Origin of the sequence: Sporomusa rhizae (assembly GCF_041428845.1) — a bacterium.
Classification (GTDB): domain Bacteria; phylum Bacillota; class Negativicutes; order Sporomusales; family Sporomusaceae; genus Sporomusa; species Sporomusa rhizae.
The window spans coordinates 3934364-3950739 of record NZ_CP156925.1 but is presented as its reverse complement, the minus strand read 5'-3'; the positions used below and the strand labels follow the sequence as shown (position 1 = coordinate 3950739).

Here is a 16376-nt window from a genome sequence, read left to right as displayed (position 1 = left end):
GCTTCCGCCTTCGCCAAGGCTCGGCGTAAGCTGTGTTTTCTTTATGTTTAAAAGAAGCGTGATAAAATTTTATTTTTTTAAATGATAGGGTAGTGTAGATACAATAACGTTTTCACGTAAGATTAGCAAAGTTCTTAAAATCCAACCGGTCTGGTTGTGAAGTATTCGATGCCACCATTTAGCCGTTTCAAACTCCGGAATAACGATGGTTATGTAATGGTAGATACTCCTGTGCATCTCTATTTCATTCACGTAAGCTAAGATAGGTTGGACGATGGAGCGATAAGGAGAATAAAGCAGGCGCAACGATACGTCGATGTTTAGACTATTCCATTTTTCTTCAAATTTTTCACGTTCTTCCTCGTCAGTATAGATATATAGGGCGATAACATCCCCGCCCATCGCCTTAGAATATCTAATTGAGGCAGCAACTATTTTGGTTATACCGGATACGGGAACAATAATAAGATTTTTTGGATTTTGTATTTCGAGATGCTCAGCAAAATCAGCCGTTGAAATCCGTAATTGTTCCGCGGTAGTTTTATAGTGACGATGAATCGCCTTAAATATAAAAATCATGGATGGAATAAAAATAAGGACTATCCATGCGCCGTGACTAAACTTCGTAGTTGCTATGACTACTACGACAATACCCGTTACACAAGCGCCAAAACTATTAAGGATAGTACGGGATATCCAGCCGGAGCTTTTTTCTCTTATCCACTTAACTACTAAGCTGGATTGGGCAATGGTAAAGGATAGAAATACGCCGATAGCGTAAAGTGAAATCAAATGCTCGACATTACCTTGAAAAACAATAATTAATGCAGCGGAAATCAGACTTAAAAATACTATTCCTTTGCTATACCCTAATCGCTCACCTCTTTCACCAAGATATCTGGGCACGTAGGAGTCGCGTGCCATGATAGACAGAAGGGGTGGAAGACCGTTATAAGCAGTATTGGCGGCCAAATACAAAATAAGCATGGTTGTCAACTGGATGTAATAGTATGCCCATCCTCTGCCAAAGACTTGCTCGGCCAATTGCGAGAGCATGGTCACATTTTCGACGGGAACTAAATGATAATGTAAAAATAAAAAGGATATTCCGGCAATCATGACGGCAAGTAAAGAGGACATTATATAAGTAGTTCTTATTGCGTTATTTACGCTGGGCTCTCTAAACATTGGGACTCCATTAGAAATGGCCTCAATACCAGTCATAGAACTACACCCATTAGAAAACGCCCGTAGAGCGAGCAAAATCACTACCCAGTCTGCCTGTTGGCGTTCGAGTGATTCGGCAGGCACAATTGGCGATGTCCCGGTGAAGGAGTTGTACAAGCCTGCCAGGATCATACATATTATACCTAAAATGAAAAAGTAGGTAGGCCATACAAAAACGTTAGAGGACTCCCTTACACCTCTCAAGTTGATTAGCGTCAAAATAACGAAAAGAACAATCAAGTCTAAAGTAACTTCCCAGCCAATAAGGAGAGGAAACGCTGAGACGAGGGCTTCGGTTCCTGAAGAAATACTTACTGCAACAGTGAGCACATAGTCGGCTACCAGGGCAGCGGCGGCAACAAGTGCGGGTAATTCCCCTAGATTATGGAGCGCAATGGAGTAGGAGCCGCCGCCCCCGGGGTTAGCTCTGGCAACTTGGGCATAAGACAATGTCACAATGGTTAAAAGCGCAATTACAGCTAGTGTAGCGTAGCTAAAATATCCATAAATCAACAGGCCCGGAACGGCCAGTGTTACGATAATTTGCTCCGGGCCATATCCCACTGAGGATAATGCGTCAGAAGAAAAAATCGATAGTGCCTTCCATTTGGGTAACTTTTCGTGAGACGCCTCTTCTGACCTAAGTGGTTTGCCGGTAATTAGTCTACGAAAATTCACGAGCGCTTGATCCTCCTTGGTCATATCTAGTAGTGCGGAGCGAGCAAGGAAATTAGACGGGGATTATGCACAATTGGCATTACTATAAGATGCAGTGTTTCCTATTAGTTTATATACCATACCTTTTGGTTTTTTGCGTAATTGAACAAGAGCATGTATAGGTTAGACATCTGTGTCGTGTTCTGTATCCAATTTGTTTTGCATGGGTAGGTTGGGTGTGTGAAAATGTCCCTGGAAAAGAGCAATTATACAAAAGAACATGACTGCAATTTCAAATACAAACCCGGCGATTGTTAAGGCATACTTAGCAAACGGCGCGTTTATTAATATTCCTAAGACTATAGATATAGTAATTAAAACACCATATATTATGACACTCATATTTGTCATCTCCAATAATTTAGTCTTAGTATTTCATGCTTTTTATTAGCCGTCTGTTTGCAGGCGGCTATATTTTTTATATAAATAAATCACCGATAATCTGTTTTCTTCATATTCTAAAGTAGCTGCACAAAATTTGTAGCTAGTCTAATACTTAATGTTTGGGGTGGTTGTAGTCAATACGGAGGGACAATAGTACATGAAAGAGGAGCCGCTTACATCGAATCTCCCGTTGACCGTGTTAGCGGAATCGGAAGAAGTGAAGGAAAAGGCCAAAGGAATTTTCAAATATCTTGGCCCCGCGTTCATAGTTAGTGTAGCATATATGGATCCTGGAAATTTTGGTACGAATATTACCGGTGGATCGCGATTTGGTTATAATTTAATTTGGGTTATTCTATGGAGCAATCTAATGGCCATCTTCATCCAGATTTTGTCGGCTAAACTAGGGATTGCTACCGGAGTTCATCTACCTGATCACTGTGGGAAAATTTTTTCACGGCCTGTTAACTGGGGCTTATGGTCAATAGCCACTGTGGCAGCGATGGCTACAGACCTTGCAGAATTTCTGGGGGGAGTACTTGGGTTTTACCTTTTATTTGGAATACCGCTTGGATGGTCTGCAGTTCTTACCGGTGTAATTACTTATGGAATTTGTCATATGCAAAAATATGGGCAACAGATTGTCGAACGTGTTATCACAGGGATGGTAGCCGTTATTAGTATCGCCTATGTCTGGGAAATGTTTATTGCAAAACCCGATTGGGATCAGGTAGCTTACCATGTTGCCGTGCCAATACTTACATCCGATAGTGTCCTGGTAGCAGTTGGAATGTTAGGAGCAACTGTAATGCCCCATGTAATATATCTTCATTCTCATCTAGTTCAAACAAGAAGAACAGAATGTATGGAAGATTGCAGGCGGCACCTAAAAATGGCAAAAATTGATGTGTTCGTTGCGATGAACATGGCGTTTGTTGTTAATGCCGCTATGGTGATTGTTTCGGCAGCCGTTTTCAAGGGTAATGGCTTTGACGTGGATAGCATTGAGGCCGCCTATATGACTTTGCAACCGCTAATGGGTAACATGGCTGCCGGGGCTTTCGGGCTGGCTCTCTTGGCATCGGGATTATCCTCATCTACTGTCGGCACGATGGCTGGCGAGGTTATTTTAGGCGGATTTGTGGGCTTCGATATACCTGCAAGTATTCGTCGGTTAATCACGATGGTTCCTGGCTTAGCGATTCTAATGTCAGGTGTGAATCCCATGGAGGCGCTGGTATATAGCCAAGTATCACTCAGCTTCGCTTTGCCGGCAGCAATCATTCCTTTGATGATTGTAACTAACAAGGCGGGCATTATGGGCAAATTCAAAAATGGGTTACTGACAAATTGCGTTGGTTGGGTTATCGTAAGTCTGATTTTAGTACTAAATGCTGTTTTATTGTACCTTACCTTTACGGGCCAAGCGTAACCGGGTTTGTTCCGCAAGGTTTGAATAGGTGGCAGCCTATTTTAAATCTTGCGGAATTTCTTTAAGAAAATTAGAAAAGACCTTTATATCCAGCAGAATAGTTGGATATAAAGGTCTCGCTAAAGCAGTGGTGCTGCCAGTAGGGCCGGGCTTGCGCCAGTGTGTCGACCCTACTCACGGAAAGGTAATCCGTTAGCTACTCCCCTTTATGGGATATTAATTTACTGTATAATATGATTCTCGTTACTATAATGACACACCTATTTTTTTGAACCCTGAAATAATTTTAGTATCGTGCGAGTTTATAACAGCACCGATACTAGTTAATACATATATTATGCTGTTTGTTGGGTGTTGCCACTGCTGTCAATAATTATTTTACCCCTTCTGCCGTAAACAAAAAAGTTGTCTAAAACTAAATTAATAATGGCCTTTAAAATCCAGCCTTGTTATGGTGGAGAATTAAAGGCCATTTCTGTATATGTGGAGTCCGTCTACCAATCCTATTCAAAGATAACAAAATCATCTCGTTAATTCCTTTTTAGGGTAGCCTGTATTTATTTTTGCTAACAGAGCATTCTATAAAATGTAATATTGGCAGATTCCTGGAGGGTTCACCCTTGTCAGCCGTAATTGATGTCGAGGCAGTCGTAAAAGATAGCGGTCTTTCTTATGCAATAAAAATCTTATGGAACTAAATGCGCATTGTATGATGACTAGGAGGGTACGAAAGTAATGGAAGAGAAAGAATTAGCCCGTGGGCTAAAGGCTCGCCACATTGAATTAATAGCCTTAGGCGGCACCATCGGCGTCGGTTTATTTATGGGGTCAGCAAGCACAATTAAGTGGGCTGGGCCTTCGGTATTGCTTGCCTATATGTTAGCCGGTATTGTTATGTTCTTTGTTATGCGTATTATGGGAGAAATGTTGTTCCTCGAACCAGTCACCGGCTCTTTTGCAACTTATGCCCATAAGTATATTAGTCCTTGGGCGGGATATCTGACGGCCTGGTGTTATTGGTTTTTGTGGGTTACAGTAGGAATGTCAGAGGTTACGGCAATTGGAATTTACATGAATTATTGGTTTCCCACGCTGCCGCAATGGCTGCCGGCGCTTGTTGGCGTGGCGATTATTGCGATGGCTAACTTAGTTTCTGTTAAATACTACGGTGAATTCGAATTTTGGTTCGCGCTCATTAAAGTTGTTACGATTGTGGTTATGCTGGTAGTGGGACTAGCGATTATCTTTTTGGGTATTGGTAATGCGGGCCAACCTGTGGGGATTGCCAATCTTTATATTCATGGAGGATTTTTCGCTGGCGGTTGGGAAGGATTCCTGTTTGCACTATGCCTGGTAACGGCTTCTTACCAGGGGGTTGAACTTGTCGGCATAACTGCTGGTGAGGCAGAAGATCCTAAAAACACCTTGCGTAGAGCGATAAAAAATATTATCTGGCGTATTTTAATTTTCTATGTCGGAGCTATATTTGTTATTGTAGCTATTTATCCTTGGAACCAGATCGGCACGATCGGCAGTCCTTTTGTGTTGACGTTCGCAAAAATCGGGATTACTTCGGCAGCCGGTATCATTAACTTTGTAGTTCTTACTGCCGCAATGTCCGGTTGCAATAGCGGTATATACAGCGCCGGGAGAATGCTTTATACGTTAGCAGAAAACGGGCAGGCGCCAAAATTTTTCGGAAAAGTTTCAAGTGGTGGCGTTCCCAGCAATAGTATTAAAATCACCATCGCTTGCTTAGTAATCGGAGTCTTTTTCAATTATATCTACCCGAATTCAAAACTATTTATTTATATTTACAGCGCCAGCATTCTGCCTGGCATGATTCCGTGGTTTGTACTATGCATTAGTCAAATTAAATTTAGAAGGAAATGGGAAAAGGAAATGGATTCGCATCCATTTAAATCATCGCTATTTCCGATTAGCAACTATATAACAATTATCTTTTTATTCTTAGTCTTAATCGGAATGTGGTTTAATAGTGACACGCGAGTATCATTAATTGTTGGCATAGTTTTTTGTGCGATTATCACAATATTCTATTATGCGCTTGGTATTGGAAAAAGAAACGAAACAGCTGGATAAATGAAGTCAGGCAGTGTTCAAGTAAGAGAAAATCCGCATGATGTATGCACGCGGATTTTTTTGTTTTATTTATAATTATCGCTGACTAACGGTTGACGCCTAATCGTCATTTCAATTCGCTCAATAGGCAAAACTCGCATTAAAACAAGGCAAATAATGCATTCTACACCTAGATAGCTGGCGTTAAACAGGAATGAATACAGATACGGTGAAACCCCTTGTGGTGCATAGCTGGCAAAAAACACGATACCGGAAATGAAATGAAACAAAAACCGACCAATAATACCGACGACTGTTCCCACCAGATATCGGCCTTTAAAATATCCCGCCAAGCCTAAAGCCATAAAGGGCAACGGATAATCAAACAACACCTGTACCGGGTGCAAGATAAAGGGGTCTTGGATCAAATTAATCATGCCATACAAAAAACCGGTGAGATATCCGGTTTCTGCGCCATAAAAAAATGCTATAAGAAGTATAGGAATCATACTGCCCAGAGTTACACTGCCACCTTGCGGCATATGGTATAGTTTAAATGCATGCAGAATAGCGGCCAGAGCAAGTGCTAGACCGATATGAGCCATCATTCTTGCGCTGAAATTAACCTTCTTCATTCGCATCAATGCCACGACTAATAAAATAACACCCGCCAGAATCAGTATCGTAGTCGGACTTGCTGCAATCGTTGCTATGTTGTCGACAAAGGTACCCTTCATATCTTTACCCTCCAATAATAAAAAATTTAAGCCGCAACCAATTGTAGGTTTGCGGCTTTCTCTATTATTCAAGTCGCTTCCCTACGCTGGCATTATCCAGATCAGGTTAAGGGTTAATGAAATAATACTCATCTCTCAGCCCGTAGGCACCCCTAGCACATATGTCATTTTATTCCACTATAACACTATTTTATGCACAGGACAAGTAATTTATAAATGTTTATACTGCAAATAGACTCCCAGTAAACCTTTACCCAGTGAAACAAATACTTCCTGGCAGTTGACTAACGGCTGATTGCTAATTGCGTAGGGCAGGGTGCGCTTAAGTTCTGCGTTTTGTAACGGCCAGCGCACGCCGGCAATAGTAACACCTAAACAGCGGTTTGATAGGGAAATCAGGGATATGACGTCAGGCATTACTTCTGTTTTTATTTTTACATTATCCTGACCTGATAAAAAAAACAAGACTTCAGATTCATCGGCGGCAATACTTTTGATGCCAAGCTCTTCATAACCGGCTAGTGATTGTATGTTGCCAAAAGCATGGTCAAACCGTCCTCCCCATATCCCGGTGATAATTGCGGTAGTCGTACCATATATTTCTTTCGCTCTAAGCAAAGCAAGCTGGAGATCAGTATAATCCTTATCTTCCGGATAAATCTCAACCGGTACACCCAGACTTCTCCCCCATGCCCAGGCTTCAGGATTGGCACTGTCACCATCACCAATAATTCTGTCCGGCGTTATACCGGTTTGCCGGCAAATATGGATACCACTGTCGATACACCATATAGGCAGGCCTGCTGCCAGCGTCGAAAACCATCTATTTTCCGGCGGCCTGCCGCCGGCTGTCATCAGCAGCGTTGTTTTTGGGAATGATTTTTTAAACGTAAGCTCAGTTTGTGGTAGTTTTAAACTTTGTATCATCGATTACACCTGTCCAAATTCCAGTATTTCAAGATGCTTATTTCACCTTTATTGCTTTATTATCCTTCTTTATTCCGATGTATTCGGAGTTGGTAAATTGTATCGCATTTAAAATCACATCCATAGCATGAGGATGATCGCTTACGAAATGAAGCACCTGAGATCCATATATATTTGGTTCTCAGGTGCTTTATTGTGAGGCAATGAGTAATGGCCTTCTGCCTTGGTTAACAGTTAAAAATCCGGCGGAGTTACGGCAAAGATTACGTCGGCATTGGAGCTGTTGTCATTTTTCCACATATGACGTGAGCCGGGGGGGATTTTTACACTATCACCTTTTTCGAGTGTTTCCATGGAGTCCTCAAGATAAAGTGTAACAGTACCAGACAATACGTAGGCAATTTCCTCTCCTGTATGGGATAAAGGAATCTCCGAGGATTGGGCATGAGGAGGGATAGTCATTAAAACCATTTCAATTGCTCCGCTTAGATCTGGGGAAAGCAGTGTATATTCCCAATTACTATGCGGAAATATGATTTTTTTGCGATTGTTGGCACGGGTAATTAATTTATCAACATTTGCAGGTTCAGTAAAAAGACTAAAAAGGGGTATATCCAAAGAAACTGCAATCATACGAAGCGTATTAAGTGATGGATTTGCAAGTCCGCGTTCAATTTGGCTTAACAATGAAGGCGTAACATTTATCCTTTCAGCCAATTGACGTAGGCTAAGGTTTTTACTAGTTCTTGCAGCAGCAATTCTTTGTCCAAGTTCGACACTGTCGTCGGTATTTTGCATGTAAGTATATTCTCCTAACAAGATTTTATTGTGTTCAATACAATTTAATATTATCAAAACTTGTATTATTTAACAACCATGTATAGCGAGTTTTCTTTATTAAATTAGTATGGTGACTTATATAGGTTGATTATTAACCAAAATGCTATTTTTGTCTTTTAAAATCTAGTATAAAGATGAATTTTAAAATATTACAAATAAAGAAAAATTTTATTTTTTATACTATTGCAAATAGTAGGGACATGATGTATATTAAATGTGATTAAACAATTCAATCACATTTAACTAATGTAAAATATAATTAAATATGGTTGAAAGTTTTATGGAAAGACATTGATAGTTGATGACCGCAATATCTGATTTACTTAAACTGAATCATCGGAGGGCTATATGAAAAATTCTACTGTTTTGGAGAAAAAAATCGAAGAATGGAAAGCGGAGTTCCCACTTATCGAGGATTTGATGAGTACCCGCGAGGTATTTTGGGTGAATCCGCTTTATGGAAATAAACAAGAAGAATCTCTTCATTCTATTACGGAAAAAGATATTCAAGATGCCGAAGCAAGACTTGCTAGATTTGCACCATTTATTATGAAGGCTTTTCCGGAAACTGAACAGAGTAATGGCATCATTGAATCTCCTCTTGCGTTCATTCCGAACATGCAGCAAAAACTTAGTGAATTATGCGGCTTAAACATTCCAGGAAAATTATGCGCAAAATTTGATAGTCATCTTCCAATTTCCGGCTCAATAAAAGCGAGGGGAGGCGTGTATGAAGTACTCTATTTGGCAGAAGCCATTGCAACGAAACATACTAACTTATCGTGGACAGATGATTATTCAATATTAAAAAATGATGATTTTCGAAACCTGTTTCAAGAATACACAATTGTTGTTGGCTCTACGGGAAATTTAGGTTTGAGCATTGGAATTATGGGGGCAGCACTGGGATTTCGAGTAGTTGTGCATATGTCTGTGGAGGCGAAGCAATGGAAGAAGGATATGCTTCGGAGTAAAGGCGTAATTGTAGTTGAACATACTGCTGATTATTCTCAGGCAGTTGAAGCGGGGCGTAAAGAAGCCGAGCAGGATTCTAAGAGTTATTTTATTGATGATGAAAGTTCACGTCACCTTTTCTTGGGATATGCGGTAGCTGCTAAAAGATTACAGCAGCAATTAATAAATCTTAATATAGTTGTCGATGAAGAACATCCACTTATCGTACATTTACCTTGTGGCGTTGGCGGAGGGCCTGGGGGTGTTACTTTTGGCCTGAAATCAATATTTAAAGAAAATGTTCATTGCTTTTTTGCAGAACCCACTCATTCGCCGGCAATGTTACTCGGTTTGATGACAGGTTTGCATGAAAAAATAGCCGTACAAGATTTTGGCATTGATAATCGTACTGCTGCAGACGGCCTAGCTGTTGGTAGACCCTCTGGATTGGTTGGAAGAATTTTGGAACGGGATATCGCGGGTGTATTTACTGTGCAAGATGAACATCTTTATCTGCTGCTAAAAATGTTAGCTGACTCCGAAAATAAGTTTTTGGAACCATCTGCTTTAGCTGGATTTTTTGGGCCTATGCAATTGATGGCAACGAAATCAGGCAGAAGATTCCTGAAGGAAAGAAATCTCTTAGATAAAATGCCTGGCGCTACACAGATAACTTGGGCAACCGGAGGAAGTATGGTGCCAAAAACGGAAATGGATAAATTTTACCAACAAGGTGTGTAAGTTGCTGAAATCGTACGTGTGCTTAAGGAAAAGCAGGGTATTAGAAATTTATACAAATAACTAGAAAGAAGGTTTGCAAAATGAAAAAAATAGTAAATACGGAAAAAGCACCAAAAGCAATCGGGCCATACTCTCAAGCTATTGCCGCCAATGGTTTTTTATTTGTATCTGGACAAATTCCGGTCAATCCTGCCACGGGTGAAGTTGCTAGTTCTATAAAAGAACAAACGCAGCAATCATTGGACAATATAAAGGCTATATTAGCTGCTGAGGGAAAAACATTAGCCGATGTCGTTAAAACCACTATTTTTATAAAAAATATGAATGATTTTGCACTTGTAAATGAAGTATATGGGACTGCTTTCGCTGAAAATCCTCCGGCCCGTTCCTGTGTGGAAGTTGCTCGACTTCCTAAGGATGTGTTGGTTGAAATAGAAGCAATCGCGTTAGTCAAGTAAAAAAAAGGGGGGTTATTTGTGGATTTAAAAACAGTTATGAACAGTCCGGGTATGTGGTTTGCTTCAAGCATAATAGTTATTGTGATACTGTTTCAAAGTCTTATTTATTTGCGTGAAGCGTTTAAAACAGCGGAAAAACTAAATATGCCCCGGGAAAAGTGTTATGCAGGCATGAGATCGGCAATGATTACAGCCCTTGGACCGGCGTTGGCTCCCGTCATCGTACTTCTTGCACTAATTGCTGTGGTAGGTGCACCTACTGCATGGATGAGATTAAATGATATAGGTGCTGCACGGACCGAATTGGCAATGATTACATTAGCCGCAAAAGTAATTGGGGTCGATCCTCAATCCGCTGCGTTTAATTTAAAAGCATACACGTATTCTTTATGGGGAATGGCGCTTAATAATATGGGGTGGATGCTGGTCGCTTTACTGTTTACGCCCCAAATGGGCGGTATGGTTACCAAATTAAATCAGAAATATGATCCTAAGTGGATAAAGTATTTAATGACAGGAGCAAGTGTAGGGTTATTTGCATTTTTGTTATCAGGGCAATTGGTTAATGCTAAAATTGGTAACTGGTATGCAGCGTTTATTTCCGCAGGCTTCATGCTAATAATATCTAGAATATTCAGAAAGTATCAAAGGCTGCAGGAGGTAGCGCTTGGTATTTCGATGATAGCAGGGATGATGCTGGCAACGGCGATATCATAAAATTCGGGCAAAGGAGAGGTACAATGAATAATGACAAGGTTGCTTTAAATTCGCGGTTGATAAAAATCGGAGCCGTGACATTGAGTGCGGGCATTATTGCGAATTTTGCTCCGGTAATCTATTTATGGATGGCATATGGAGAAATACCGCCCCTTGAGGATATTTTGAAAATATGGACGGTAGCGCTTGTAACTTTTGGTGTTTCGTGGCTGGTTCAACCACTTACCTTTTTTAGTATGTTGGGGACAAGCGGTTCATACATCGGCTGGTTAGCAGGCAGCGTTGCGGATCTAAGGTGTCCGGCAGTTACCATGGCCCAGAAGGTTTCTGGATATGAGGCGGGTACACCGGAAGGGGATGTTATCTCGACGATTGGTATTGCGGGGTCGGTACTGTTGTCTGTATCGGTAATTACTGTTTTTACCATTATAGGCGCGAATATTATTGAAATTTTACCGGCCTTTATCAAAGCGTCATTCAAAGTAATTTTACCCGCGGTATTTGGTGCAGTTTATGTGGAGTTAGCCAGCAAACACTTAAAAATGGGCGCAGCCACCATTCTAGTTGCATTGGGTTTTAGTTTTTTGGCGATTAAACTCGGAGTTCCTGGATGGCTCCTTAATATAGCTATCATCGGCGCAGGTATTGTGATTGCAAGAATCCAATATTTGAGTGAAGCAAAAAGGAGTGGGGCAAATGTTTGATTTGAAAATTACTAATGGATTAATCATTGATGGAAGTGGTAAAGCTGCTTTCCCCGGCGATATTGGGATAGTGAAAGATAAGATTGTAGCAATAGGGGATCTGAGTGCGCAGGACAGCGTCGAAACAATCAATGCCAATGGCAATATGGTGGCACCTGGATTTATTGATATGCATACTCATTCGGATTTGTCGTTTAAGTATGATAGACGCGCTAATAGCAAGCTTTTTAGTGGCGTAACAACAGAGGTCACCGGAAATTGCGGAATTTGTGTAGCTCCAGTTCGGGAAGAAAATAGACAGCTTTTAATTGATTACCTGGGAACCCGGCTTATTGGATCTATTCCGGTTAATCTGGAGTTGCCATGGACAAGTTTTAAAGAATATGTAAACTGGTTTGACGAAAATCCACCATCCATCAATCTTGCTCCACTCTTGGGTCAAGGTGTTGTGCGAATTGCAGTTATGGGATTTGCAAAAGGAATGCCCAATGCTGCAGAATTAAAGGATATGCAGCAAATTACTGATACAGCTATGTCGGAAGGAGCTCTAGGATTAAGTTCCGGTTTGGTATATCTTCCTGGTGAATATTCTTCGAAGGAAGAAATTGCGGAGTTATGTAAGATGATGATTCCTTATCAGGGCATCTATAGTACCCATATGCGCACGGAAAGCGATGGCATTATGGATGCAATTGACGAAGCCCTTTGGATCGGTGGAACAGCAGGGGTACCTGTTCATATTTCTCATTTGAAACTTTTAAGCCAGAATATGCTGGGAAAAACAGATTTAGTATTAGAACGTATGGCGCAGGCAGAGCGTTCAGGCATTGAAGTATCGTACGATATTTATCCGTATACCGCAGGGTTAACTTCTCTTTCCGCTTGCTTACCTCCCTGGATTTTTGAAGGGGGAGTTGCGAAAATGATTGAACGGTTACAGGATCAGAGCATTTGCAGCAGAATCCGTAAAGAAATTGCAGAAGGTTTACCAGGATGGCAAAATTTTGTTAAATCTGCAGGCGGTTGGGGAAAATTCTTTGTATCATCTGTACGCAGTGAAGAGAATAAACATCTTGAAGGAAAATTTATTACAGAGATTGGCGAAATGCAGGGGAAAGATCCTTATGATGCAGCCTTTGATTTGCTTATCGCAGAGAACGGCCGGGTTCAGATGAATTATTATGCTATGTTAGAGGAAGACGTAATGACCTTCCTGCGTCAACCCCGGGCTATGATTGGATCGGATGCTATGAGTTTATCTGCAGAAGGCATTATGTCTTTTGGTAAACCTCATCCCCGGGCGTTTGGCACTCCAACGAGATTTTTGGGAAGATACGTACGTGAAAAGAAAATTCTATCTTTTGAAGAGGCAGTCAAGAAAATGACCAGTTTGCCTGCTAAAAGATTGGGACTTAAGGCTAGAGGTCTTATAAAGGAAGACTATTATGCTGATATTGTCATTTTTAATCCCGAGACAGTGCAGGATAAGGCAACTTATGTAGATCCTAAACAATATTCTCAAGGTATTGAAAATGTTATTGTCAATGGACAAGTTGTAGTGGATCATGGCTTGCAGAAGGATGTATATGCAGGAAAAGTTCTAGGTAGATAATAAAAAAGATGAAGTCTTAAATGGCTTCATCTTTTTGTGAAATTGGAGGTACCAAGATATGATAAGAATAAACCAACTTACTACTCCTAGCTTTTTGGTTGATCTGGATAAAATGGAACAAAATATTAGCGATACGGCTGAATTATGTAAAGTTAACAGCAAAATGCTCTGCCCTATGGTGAAAACACATAAAAGTATTGAGGTTGCCAATCTGCAAAAAGATCATGGAGCTACAGGATTTTTGGTTGGGACACTTGATGAAGCAGAGAAATTGGTGCAGCATGGTTTTAAGGAAATTATCCTTGCCTATCCCGTTGCAGCTATAGAAAATATTGAAAGAGTGATTGAGCTTGCCAAAAAGGCCCACATTCTTGCAAGCTTTGATGGAATTGAAGCGGCTTTGCAGATGCAAAACTTACTCGTAAAGGAAACGTTGAACATAGATTATCTAATTATTATCGATTGTGGTTTACACCGGTTCGGGGTTAAGCCGGATAAAGCTGTGGATTTAGCAAGAGAACTAAGTAAATTATCCGCTTTAACGTTTAAGGGCGTTTCCACACATCCGGGACATGTATATGGAATCAATAATCTATCTGATATTGAAAGAGTTGCCAAAGAAGAAATAGAAGCTTTAGAAATGGCAAAAGATTTGTTAGTTAAAGCGGGCTTTGCCGTAGAAATAGTTGCCACTGGCAGTACTCCAACGCTGCCATTTGCTGTGCATAATAAAACGATTACTACCGTACGACCAGGAAATTATATTTTCTATGATGCGATTCAAGTCGCATTAGGCATAGTTCCAATCGAAAGGTGCGCGCTGACGGTACTAGCAACAATTATTGCTAATCCAAGTGAAAATATCTTTATTATGGATGCGGGAAGTAAGTGTTTTGGCTTAGACAAGGGAGCGCACAGTGCTTCCCTGGTAAGCGGATATGGTATTGTAAAGAAATATCCTGAACTGATTGTGGAAGGATTGTCAGAGGAAGTTGGCAAAATTAGAGCCACTAAGCAGACTAGTTTAAAAGTCGGCGATAAAATTGAGGTTATTCCCAATCATGCATGTGCTGCTGTGAATATGTCAAGCTTTTTATTCGGACATCGGCAGGGATTTGTGGAAAAAGTGATAGATATTGATGCAAGAGGAGGAACAAATCGAAAGATAGGAATAAATGTTGAGGCGAGTCTATGAAAAGTATTCAAACTAAATTGACCATAACTGTACTCTTGATTTTTTTCCTGGCACTTAGTTTTCTGGGGGGAATTAATTACTGGAAGGCCAGAGAGATCATCACCGAAAGTATTACAAAAGATATAAAAAGCCAGACGACAGATTGCGCCAACAGTCTTGGGGATTGGCTGGAGGTGCGCAAGACTGAACTTTCGATTATTTCAATGACACCAGCAATAAGGAGTGGCAATCCGGAGAGTATTTTACCTCTCATTAGTAACGTTGCAAAAGAGAAAAATATATATTCTATCATTGGTTATATTTTTCCTGATGGTAAAGTCATCAATACATTAGGGACTTCTGTTAATCTTAAAGAGCGTGAGTATTTTAAAAAAGCAATGCAAGGGGAGACTTTTATTGCTGATCCTTTTCCGTCTAAAACTTCCGGCCATTTGAATATCGTCGTTGCTGTTCCTGTTAAGGTAAACGGTATTGTGACCGGGGTTCTTTATGGAGCCATTGATGTAGAGGGATTGACGGAAAAAGTGTTAAATATAAAAGTTGGTCAAAGCGGATATGGTTATGTAGTACAAAGTGACGGGTTGGTCATTTTTCATGCCGATCAGGGGATTGCAATGAATTTTAATGCCCTGCAAAACAATAATGTTCCCGGTGAACTTAAGGCTGCAACTGAGCGAATGGTAAAAGGGGAAACCGGGATGGTGAGATATCTGGATGAGGGTACTAATAAAATGATGACGTACGCTCCAATTCCCGGGGTTAATTGGTCGCTGGGGCTGAAAAACAGCAAGCATCTGTCGATAAAACTGCTACAGTAGTAGGACAAATGTCAGATACTATCCAGCATATTGTTTCAAAATCCAATTCAATTGCTTCTGCTTCCACTGCATCAGCTAAAGCTGCTCAGGAAGGCAGTGAAGCGGTAGAAAAAGTTATTATGCAAATGAAAAATATTGAAGAAACTGCGGCTCGGTCATCTAAAATTGTGGGTACTTTAGGAGATAGATCACAGGAAATAGGAGAGATAATGAATACCATCTCCAATATTGCCGGGCAGACTAATCTCCTCGCACTTAATGCTGCTATTGAGGCGGCCAGAGCTGGTGAACAGGGGCGTGGATTTGCGGTTGTAGCCGAGGAAGTTCGTACGTTGGCCGAGCAGTCGCAAAATGCTGCTAAAAAGATTGCCGGTCTTATTTTAGAAATAAGGCAAGAAACCGAAAATGCTGTTGCAGCCATGAACGAAAGTACCAAAGAAGTTTGTGTTGGTACCGAAGTAGTCAATCATGCAGGACAAAGCTTCCGTGAAATCTATAAATTAATCAACGATGTTTCAATACAGATTCAAGAAATTTCGTCTACAATACAAGAAATTGCAAGTGGCAGCGAAAAAATTGTTGTTTCTATACACGAAATTGATATTATTAGCAAGAACACTGTAAGTCAGTCGCAAATGGTATCGGCTGCTACCGAAGAGCAATCTGCAACAATGGAAGAAATTGCGGCTTCAAGTAGAGAACTGGATCGTTTAGCTCAAAATTTGCAAAGTTCTATTAGTAAATTTGAGATTTAGTAAAAATTTTATGATCAGGTGCTGTAGCCAAGTTTAAAAACAAACAACCCGCGAGTTTTTTCGCGGGTTGTTTGTT

General features: G+C 40.7%; 15 protein-coding genes and 1 riboswitch. Of the genes, 10 read left to right on the top strand and 5 right to left on the bottom strand.

The window, feature by feature from the left end; all coding sequences use genetic code 11:
- Window positions 1-69 precede the first annotated feature (69 nt).
- On the bottom strand, window positions 70-1929 hold the full coding sequence (locus SRRS_RS18715) for an APC family permease (protein WP_371362642.1): 1860 nt from the start codon (window positions 1927-1929) through the stop codon (window positions 70-72).
- Window positions 1930-2067: 138 nt separating this feature from the next.
- Entirely contained in the window at window positions 2068-2286 is a 219-nt protein-coding gene (locus SRRS_RS18710; protein WP_371362640.1) for a hypothetical protein, read from the bottom strand.
- A 199-nt stretch (window positions 2287-2485) separates the two neighbouring features.
- Between SRRS_RS18710 and SRRS_RS18705 the strand changes: the two genes are divergently transcribed.
- Entirely contained in the window at window positions 2486-3760 is a 1275-nt protein-coding gene (locus tag SRRS_RS18705; protein WP_371362638.1) for an Nramp family divalent metal transporter, read from the top strand.
- 735 nt (window positions 3761-4495) lie between these two features.
- Window positions 4496-5863, top strand: coding sequence for an amino acid permease (locus SRRS_RS18700; RefSeq protein WP_371362636.1), 1368 nt, complete (start codon window positions 4496-4498; stop codon window positions 5861-5863).
- Window positions 5864-5928: 65 nt separating this feature from the next.
- On the opposite strand, the gene thiT is transcribed toward SRRS_RS18700, so the two are convergent.
- The 3 genes from thiT to SRRS_RS18685 all read right to left on the bottom strand — a co-directional run bounded on the left by thiT (window position 5929) and on the right by SRRS_RS18685 (window position 8304).
- Window positions 5929-6579 (bottom strand): energy-coupled thiamine transporter ThiT, encoded by a 651-nt coding sequence (thiT, locus tag SRRS_RS18695; protein ID WP_371362634.1) that lies wholly within the window; start codon window positions 6577-6579, stop codon window positions 5929-5931.
- Window positions 6580-6640: 61 nt separating this feature from the next.
- Window positions 6641-6743, bottom strand: a riboswitch (TPP riboswitch).
- A gap of 46 nt (window positions 6744-6789) precedes the next feature.
- Window positions 6790-7506, bottom strand: a complete 717-nt coding sequence (locus SRRS_RS18690; protein ID WP_371362632.1) for a thiamine diphosphokinase — start codon at window positions 7504-7506, stop codon at window positions 6790-6792.
- Window positions 7507-7740: 234 nt separating this feature from the next.
- Window positions 7741-8304 (bottom strand): helix-turn-helix domain-containing protein, encoded by a 564-nt coding sequence (locus tag SRRS_RS18685; RefSeq protein ID WP_371362630.1) that lies wholly within the window; start codon window positions 8302-8304, stop codon window positions 7741-7743.
- 390 nt (window positions 8305-8694) lie between these two features.
- Between SRRS_RS18685 and SRRS_RS18680 the strand changes: the two genes are divergently transcribed.
- The 8 genes from SRRS_RS18680 (at window position 8695) to SRRS_RS18645 (ending at window position 16300) form a co-directional block, all read left to right on the top strand.
- On the top strand, window positions 8695-10041 hold the full coding sequence (locus SRRS_RS18680) for a D-serine ammonia-lyase (RefSeq protein ID WP_371362628.1): 1347 nt from the start codon (window positions 8695-8697) through the stop codon (window positions 10039-10041).
- Window positions 10042-10121: 80 nt separating this feature from the next.
- A complete protein-coding gene (locus tag SRRS_RS18675) occupies window positions 10122-10499 on the top strand; it encodes a RidA family protein (RefSeq protein WP_371362626.1) in 378 nt (125 codons plus the stop codon).
- 18 nt (window positions 10500-10517) lie between these two features.
- Complete coding sequence (locus SRRS_RS18670; protein ID WP_371362624.1) at window positions 10518-11216, top strand: DUF5058 family protein; 699 nt, start codon at window positions 10518-10520, stop codon at window positions 11214-11216.
- Window positions 11217-11239: 23 nt separating this feature from the next.
- Window positions 11240-11920, top strand: a complete 681-nt coding sequence (locus SRRS_RS18665) for a hypothetical protein (RefSeq protein WP_371362622.1) — start codon at window positions 11240-11242, stop codon at window positions 11918-11920.
- Window positions 11913-13532: an amidohydrolase family protein gene (locus tag SRRS_RS18660; RefSeq protein ID WP_371362621.1), complete on the top strand. Its 1620-nt coding sequence runs from the start codon at window positions 11913-11915 to the stop codon at window positions 13530-13532. The genes SRRS_RS18665 and SRRS_RS18660 overlap by 8 nt, the downstream gene beginning before the upstream one ends.
- Window positions 13533-13590: 58 nt before the next feature.
- Complete coding sequence (locus SRRS_RS18655) at window positions 13591-14727, top strand: alanine racemase (RefSeq protein ID WP_371362619.1); 1137 nt, start codon at window positions 13591-13593, stop codon at window positions 14725-14727.
- A complete protein-coding gene (locus SRRS_RS18650) occupies window positions 14724-15545 on the top strand; it encodes a cache domain-containing protein (RefSeq protein ID WP_371362618.1) in 822 nt (273 codons plus the stop codon). Before SRRS_RS18655 ends, SRRS_RS18650 begins: the two co-directional genes overlap by 4 nt.
- Window positions 15546-15553: 8 nt before the next feature.
- A complete protein-coding gene (locus tag SRRS_RS18645) occupies window positions 15554-16300 on the top strand; it encodes a methyl-accepting chemotaxis protein (protein ID WP_371362617.1) in 747 nt (248 codons plus the stop codon).
- Window positions 16301-16376 lie beyond the last annotated feature (76 nt).

Bases quoted from the DNA above. Each gene is read 5' to 3' on its own strand.
- SRRS_RS18715 (WP_371362642.1), bottom strand. From the start codon at position 1,929: ATGACCAAGGAGGATCAAGCGCTCGTGAATTTTCGTAGACTAATTACC.
- SRRS_RS18710 (WP_371362640.1), bottom strand. From the start codon at position 2,286: ATGAGTGTCATAATATATGGTGTTTTAATTACTATATCTATAGTCTTA.
- SRRS_RS18705 (WP_371362638.1), top strand. From the start codon at position 2,486: ATGAAAGAGGAGCCGCTTACATCGAATCTCCCGTTGACCGTGTTAGCG.
- SRRS_RS18700 (WP_371362636.1), top strand. From the start codon at position 4,496: ATGGAAGAGAAAGAATTAGCCCGTGGGCTAAAGGCTCGCCACATTGAA.
- thiT (WP_371362634.1), bottom strand. From the start codon at position 6,579: ATGAAGGGTACCTTTGTCGACAACATAGCAACGATTGCAGCAAGTCCG.
- SRRS_RS18690 (WP_371362632.1), bottom strand. From the start codon at position 7,506: ATGATACAAAGTTTAAAACTACCACAAACTGAGCTTACGTTTAAAAAA.
- SRRS_RS18685 (WP_371362630.1), bottom strand. From the start codon at position 8,304: ATGCAAAATACCGACGACAGTGTCGAACTTGGACAAAGAATTGCTGCT.
- SRRS_RS18680 (WP_371362628.1), top strand. From the start codon at position 8,695: ATGAAAAATTCTACTGTTTTGGAGAAAAAAATCGAAGAATGGAAAGCG.
- SRRS_RS18675 (WP_371362626.1), top strand. From the start codon at position 10,122: ATGAAAAAAATAGTAAATACGGAAAAAGCACCAAAAGCAATCGGGCCA.
- SRRS_RS18665 (WP_371362622.1), top strand. From the start codon at position 11,240: ATGAATAATGACAAGGTTGCTTTAAATTCGCGGTTGATAAAAATCGGA.
- SRRS_RS18660 (WP_371362621.1), top strand. From the start codon at position 11,913: ATGTTTGATTTGAAAATTACTAATGGATTAATCATTGATGGAAGTGGT.
- SRRS_RS18655 (WP_371362619.1), top strand. From the start codon at position 13,591: ATGATAAGAATAAACCAACTTACTACTCCTAGCTTTTTGGTTGATCTG.
- SRRS_RS18650 (WP_371362618.1), top strand. From the start codon at position 14,724: ATGAAAAGTATTCAAACTAAATTGACCATAACTGTACTCTTGATTTTT.
- SRRS_RS18645 (WP_371362617.1), top strand. From the start codon at position 15,554: ATGTCAGATACTATCCAGCATATTGTTTCAAAATCCAATTCAATTGCT.